General features: G+C 61.3%; 6 protein-coding genes. All 6 read left to right on the forward strand.

All coding sequences use genetic code 11. The features are described from left to right. The first annotated feature begins 32 nt into the window (after positions 1–32). The gene (gene purH / locus V7Q10_RS03105; protein ID WP_333867583.1) at positions 33–1,619 is read left to right on the forward strand and encodes a bifunctional phosphoribosylaminoimidazolecarboxamide formyltransferase/IMP cyclohydrolase; all 1,587 of its coding nucleotides are present in this window, start codon (positions 33–35) and stop codon (positions 1,617–1,619) included. A 1-nt stretch (position 1,620) separates the two neighbouring features. After that, on the forward strand, positions 1,621–2,118 hold the full coding sequence (gene lspA, locus V7Q10_RS03110) for a signal peptidase II (protein ID WP_333867584.1): 498 nt from the start codon (positions 1,621–1,623) through the stop codon (positions 2,116–2,118). A gap of 55 nt (positions 2,119–2,173) precedes the next feature. Further along, positions 2,174–2,710: a DUF3035 domain-containing protein gene (locus V7Q10_RS03115; RefSeq protein ID WP_333867585.1), complete on the forward strand. Its 537-nt coding sequence runs from the start codon at positions 2,174–2,176 to the stop codon at positions 2,708–2,710. 95 nt (positions 2,711–2,805) lie between these two features. Further along, positions 2,806–4,149 (forward strand): M16 family metallopeptidase, encoded by a 1,344-nt coding sequence (locus V7Q10_RS03120; protein WP_333867586.1) that lies wholly within the window; start codon positions 2,806–2,808, stop codon positions 4,147–4,149. Next, complete coding sequence (locus V7Q10_RS03125; protein ID WP_333867587.1) at positions 4,146–5,450, forward strand: M16 family metallopeptidase; 1,305 nt, start codon at positions 4,146–4,148, stop codon at positions 5,448–5,450. Before V7Q10_RS03120 ends, V7Q10_RS03125 begins: the two co-directional genes overlap by 4 nt. Before the next feature lie 45 nt (positions 5,451–5,495). Then, positions 5,496–6,636 (forward strand): DNA mismatch repair endonuclease MutL (mutL, locus tag V7Q10_RS03130; RefSeq protein WP_333867588.1); only part of this gene is annotated, 1,141 nt, incomplete at its 3' end.

Genomic DNA, 6,636 nt, shown 5'->3' on the forward strand with positions numbered 1-6,636 from the left:
CCGATCTGGTTTTTAACGAAGGGTCCAACGCCATGACCAACCTCGTCCCCATTGGCCGCGCGCTGATTTCTGTCTCTGATAAGTCCGGCCTGCTGGAGCTTGCCCGCGGTCTTGCCGCCCAAGGAGTCGAGCTGATCTCGACCGGCGGCACCGCTGGCATGCTGCGCAACGCAGGGCTTGCGGTGCGCGATGTCTCTGACGTCACGGGCTTTCCTGAAATGATGGATGGCCGTGTGAAGACCCTGCATCCGAATGTGCATGGCGGTTTACTGGCGCTGCGCGATGATGATGAACACCTGCTGGCAATGGCCGCGCATGGGATCGAGCCGATCGATCTGCTGATCGTCAACCTTTACCCCTTTGAAGAAACCGTCGCCAAAGGCGCCGACCACGAGACCTGCATCGAGAATATCGACATTGGCGGGCCTGCGATGATTCGGGCGGCGTCAAAGAACCACCGCTTTGTGACCGTGCTGACCGATCCTGCGGATTATCAGGCGCTGATCGACCAGATGCGCGCCAATGATGGCGCGACCACGCTGGCCTTCCGGCAAAAGCTGGCGCTGACAGCCTATGCGCGCACCGCGGCCTATGACACGGCGGTTTCGGCTTGGCTTTCGGGCGCATTGAACCAGCCCTTTACCCGCAGCAAATCCTTTGCCGGCACTTTGGCGCAGGGGTTGCGCTATGGCGAGAACCCGCATCAGGCGGCGGCGTTCTACACCGACGGCACTGGCCGCGCAGGGGTGGCCACGGCCAAGCAATGGCAGGGCAAAGAGCTGTCTTACAACAACATCAACGACACCGATGCGGCCTTTGAATTGGTGGCGGAATTTGCCGGGGCTGGGCCTGCTTGTGCGATTATCAAACACGCAAACCCTTGTGGCGTCGGCAAGGCGGCCAGCCTGAAAGAGGCCTATCTGCGCGCCTATGCCTGCGATCAGACCTCGGCCTTTGGCGGCATTGTGGCGCTGAACCAGCCGCTGGATGCCGAAACCGCCGAAGAGATCGTCAAGATCTTCACCGAAGTGGTGATTGCGCCCGGCGCCTCGGATGAGGCCAAGGCGATCTTTGCCGCCAAGAAAAACCTGCGGCTGCTGACCACGCAAAGCCTGCCCGACCCTGCCGAGAAAAGCCTTGCTTTCAAGCAGGTTGCCGGTGGTTTTCTGGTGCAAGACCGCGATGTTGACAGCATTTCGGCCGCCGATCTGCGGGTGGTGACCAAACGCGCGCCGACCGAGGCGGAACTTGCCGATCTGATGTTTGCTTGGAAAGTTGCCAAGCATGTCAAATCCAACGCCATCGTTTACGTCAAAGACGGTGCGACGGTTGGGGTAGGCGCTGGCCAGATGAGCCGGATCGACTCGACCCGCATCGCCGCGCGCAAGGCGGGCGATATGGCCGAGGCGTTGGGGCTAACGCAAAGCCCGACGATCGGTTCGGTTGTGGCCTCTGACGCGTTCTTTCCTTTTGCCGATGGTCTGATGGCCGCGGCCGAGGCAGGGGCGACGGCGATCATCCAGCCAGGTGGGTCGATGCGCGATGACGAGGTGATTGCGGCGGCAGATGCGGCGGGCCTTGCCATGGTCTTCACCGATCAGCGGCACTTCCGGCACTAGGATGCGCGCGCTTTCCCTTACCACACTGATTGTTTTTGTGCTGGACCAGCTGTCGAAATGGGCGGTGGTGCAGGGCATGAATCTGATAAACCTAGGAGAGCGGGATGTCTTCCCGCCCTACCTGAACTTTCGCATGGCGTGGAATCGCGGTGTGAACTTTGGGCTGTTTTCGAATTCGGCCGATATCATGCGCTGGATTTTGATTGCTGTTGCTCTGGTGATTTCGGCTTGGGTGCTGCTTTGGCTTTACCGCGAAAAGGCGGGGCGGTGGTCGATGATCTCGGGCGGGCTGCTGATTGGTGGCGCGCTGGGTAATGTGGTGGATCGTGTTATCTATGGCGCTGTCGCCGATTTCATCACCATGTCCTGCTGTGGCTTTGACAATCCGTATTCCTTCAATGTCGCAGATATTGCGATCTTTGCCGGCGCCTTTGGTTTGGTGCTGTTCACGGGGCGGGGAACGGCCAAGCCAGCGCCGAAACGGCGAAAGACCCCGTGACGAAAGCGGAACGATAGGCTAAGACAAAGGCATAGAGTCTGGTGGAGGCTACAAGATGCGCTCAACACAGGGTGTTCTCGCGATCGCAATGTCGGCGCTTTTGGTGCTGACGGCCTGCGCACGCGGTGAGAAAACCCCGCAGTTGATGAACATCCGCTCGACCACCGAGGGGCCGGACGAATTCACCATTGTGCCGCCAAGGCCTTTGGCCATGCCAGAAAGCCTGACCGAGCTGCCAGAGCCAACACCGGGCGGTGCAAATCGCACCGACCAGAACCCCTTTGAAGATGCCATCACAGCGTTGGGCGGCAAGCCCAATGTTTCGGGCAAAATCGGAGCGGGGGATGCGGCTTTGGTCAGCTATGCCGCGCGGGCTGGTGTGGCTGAAGGCATTCGTGACACGCTGGCCAGTGAAGATCTTGACTATCGCCGCAACAACAACGGCAAGTTGTTGGAAAGATTGTTCGATCAGAACGTCTATTTCAAAGCCTATCGCCCCTATGCCTTGGATCAGCAGGCCGAATTGGCACGTTGGCGTCAAGCAGGTGCGCGCACGCCTGCGGCCCCCCCGCCGCCTCCGGCTGCGAAATAACCGCCAGTTCAGCTGCGATCACAAGGTCGTAACCGCGCTTGCACCCCCTCGCAAAGCGACTAGCTTGCAGATCAGGTTTCCAACGGAGGACCGCGATGTTTCGCACCCTTGGCCGCAGGGCTTTTGGGCTGATTGCCCTGCTACCCCTCTCTTTGCCCGCGATGGCAGACACGGTAAGTCACTTCACGCTGAAAAACGGCATGGAGGTGGTGGTGATCGAAGACCATCGCGCGCCCGTGGTCACGCAGATGGTCTGGTATAAGATCGGTCGCGCCGATGAGGCCGCTGGCCATTCTGGCATCGCGCATTTCTTTGAACATCTGATGTTCAAGGGCACCAAAGAGATTGGCCCGAACGAATTTTCCGCCATTGTCGAAAAGCAGGGCGGCGATGACAACGCCTTTACCACCCAGGATTACACCGCCTATTTCCAACGGGTTGCGGCAGATCGGCTTGACTTGATGATGAAGCTGGAAGCCGACCGGATGGTGAACCTCAACATGTCCGAAGAAGACGTTGCCACCGAGCGCCAAGTGATCTTGGAAGAGCGCGGCCAGCGCGTTGACAGCGATCCGGGATCTTTGCTGCAAGAACAGATGGGGGCGGCGCAGTTTCTGAACCACCCCTACGGCATTCCGGTGATCGGCTGGCGTCAAGAGATTGCCGCCCTGACCCATGACGACGCGATGGCGTTTTACAAAGCCTATTACGCGCCCAATAACGCCATTCTGGTGGTGGCAGGCGATGTCGATCCGCAGGCCGTGCTGGCGATGGCTGAAACCCATTATGGCCCGCTGCCGCCGTCTGATAAAATCAAACCCCGCCTGCGCCCTGCCGAGCCGCCGCAGTTGGCGGAACGGCGTCTGGTGCTGCGCGATGAACGCGTGGCCCAACCTTATGTTGCGCGCAGCTACCTTGCGCCGCAGCGCAAATCCGGCGACCAGAAAGAAGCCGCAGCGCTTTCCGTGCTGGCCGAGCTGTTGGGCGGGGCCGGCACCACATCGGTGCTGACCCGGGCTTTGCAGTTTGACAGTCAGACGGCGGTTTATGCCTCGGCGTTTTACTCGGATGTCTCGCTTGACCCCGACACCTTTTCGCTGGTCGTTGTGCCCGCAGGCGGTGTCAGCCTTGGCGATGCCGAAGCGGCGATGGATGCTGTGATCGCAAAATTCCTGCAAGACGGCCCCAAGCCCGAGGATTTCGCCCGCATCAAAATCCAGATCCGCGCCTCTGAAATCTATGCCCGCGATTCCGCAGGTGGGCTGGCGCGCAGCTATGGCGCGGCGCTTGCCTCGGGTCTGACGGTGCAGGATGTGCAGGATTGGCCCAGCATTCTGCAATCGGTCACCCCCGAAGATGTGATGGCGGCGGCACGCAAGGTCCTGAACAAAAACAACGCCGTAACAGGCTGGTTGGCAACGCCGGAGGCTGCAAAATGAAGCTGCGCATCGCATTTTTCCTGCTGGCTCTTGCCTCGCCTTTACAAGCAGAGGTGGCTATTCAAGAAGTCACCTCGCCCAAGGGGATCAAGGCTTGGCTGGTGGAAGATCACGGCATTCCCTTCACCTCGCTGAGCCTTGATTTCAAGGGCGGCACCTCTTTGGATGCGGCGGGCAAGCGCGGCGCGGTCAATCTGATGACCTCGCTGATCGAAGAAGGCTCTGGCGATTTGGATGCACAGGGTTTTGCTGCGGCGCGCGATGCCTTGGCGGCGGATTTCAGTTTTTCCTCGGGCGAGGATTCGGTTTCAGTCTCGGCGCGGTTTCTAAGTGAAAACCGCGAGCAGGCGATGGCTTTGTTGCATCAGGCACTGGTCAACCCGCTGTTTGACCAAGCCTCGGTCGAGCGGGTGCGCGCGCAAATTCTGTCGGGCCTGAGGTCAGATCTGAAAGACGCTTCAGCGATTGCTGCCAATCTGGACCGCGCTCGCAGCTTTGGCGATCATCCTTATGGCAGCGATGGCTCGGGCACGGTTGACAGTGTCACCGCCCTGAGCCGCGACGATATTCTGGCCGCGCATCAGGGCGCGCTGGCGCTGGACCGCATCACCGTGGGGGCGGCAGGCGATATCACGGCGGCAGAGCTGGGCCAGTTGGTCGATGCCTTGGTCGCGGGCCTGCCCGCCACGGGCGCGCCGCAGCCTGCCGATGTGACGCCACAGCAAAAGGGCGGCATCACGGTGCAAGACTTTCCTGGGCCGCAGTCGGTTGTGCTGTTTGGTCAGGGGGGCATCGGCTTTGACGACCCAGATTACTATGCGGCTTCGGTGTTGAACGAGATCATCGGCGGTGGCCGCTTTACCGCGCGGCTGATGACCGAGGTGCGCGAAAAGCGTGGCCTCACCTATGGCATCGGCACTGCACTGGCCAATTACGATCACGCCGCGATGCTGTCGGGCCAGTTTCAAGCCAGCAACGACAAGGTCGCCGAGGCGATCAGTGTGATCCGTGCGCAATGGGCCTTGATTGCCGCCGAGGGGGTCAGCCAGCAGGAGTTGGACGATGCGAAAACCTATATGACCGGGGCCTATCCGCTGCGGTTTGATGGCAACCGCCGTATCGCCAATATTCTGGTCGGCATGCAGACGCTGGGCCTGTCGTCTGATTACCCCAAGACCCGCAACGCGCGGATCGAGGCGGTGACGCTTGCCGATGTCAAACGCGTGGCGGCCAAGCTGTTGCAGCCGCAAGATCTGCATTTCACCGTGGTGGGCCAGCCCACAGGCGTGGTCAGCGAATAACCGAATCTATGGCCCCGCGCCGGTGAAGCTGCTAGGATTGGGGGTATGACAGTTCATGCCCCCAATATACGCCCCATTATTCGCCCGCTGGACGAATCTGCGATCAACCGCATTGCGGCGGGTGAGGTGGTTGAACGGCCTGCCTCTGCGGTCAAGGAACTGGTCGAAAATGCGCTGGATGCGGGGGCGCGGCGCATCTCGGTCGAGTATACGGCCGGCGGCAAGGTGCTGATCCGCGTCACGGACGATGGCTGCGGCATGACGCCCGAAGATCTGCCCTTGGCCATGGCGCGGCATGCGACCTCGAAGATCGACGGCTCTGATCTGTTGAACATCCGCTCTTTCGGTTTTCGCGGCGAGGCTTTGGCCAGTCTGGGTGCCGTGGGGCGGCTGACGTTGACCTCGCGCGCCGAGGGGCACGAGGGCGCCAGCCTGACGGTTGCGGGTGGGCGGATGTCGCCACTGCGGCCCGCGGCGGCGGTGCGCGGCACGGTGATCGAGCTGCGCGATCTGTTTTATGCCACGCCGGCGCGGCTGAAATTCTTGCGCACCGACCGCGCCGAAGCCCAAGCGATTGCCGATGTGATCAAGCGGCTGGCGATGGCGGAACCGCAGGTCGGCTTTAGCTTGACCGAGGTTGCGGACGGCGAGGCCCCAAGGCTGATCTTTCGCGCCGATCCGTTGTCGGGCGATTTCTTCGAGGCGCTGCACGGGCGTTTGGCCAGCGTTTTGGGCCGTGATTTTATCGACAACGCGCTGAAGATCGACATCGAACGCGATGGCCTGCGCCTGACCGGCTATGCGGCCTTGCCGACCTATTCGCGCGGGTCTTCGGTGCAGCAATTCGTCTGCGTCAATGGCCGCCCGGTGTTGGACCGCACGCTTTTGGGGGCACTGCGGGTGGCCTATTTCGATTTTCTGTCGCGCGATCGTCACCCTGCCGCCGTGCTGAACCTGATCTGCGACCCCGAGCGGGTGGATGTGAACGTGCATCCGGCGAAATCCGAGGTGCGCTTTCGTGAACCCGAAGCCGCGCGCAGCCTGATCATCACCGGCCTGCGCACAGCGCTGTCAGGCGCGGGCCACCGCGCCAGCAGCACCGTGGCCGATGCCACCCTTGCCGCCATGCGCCCCGAAGCGCCGCGCGTCTACCAGATGGAGCGGCCAAGCCAAAGCAGCCTGCGCC

It is taken from the genome of Cypionkella sp. (assembly GCF_036782355.1).
In the GTDB taxonomy this organism is placed as follows: domain Bacteria; phylum Pseudomonadota; class Alphaproteobacteria; order Rhodobacterales; family Rhodobacteraceae; genus Cypionkella.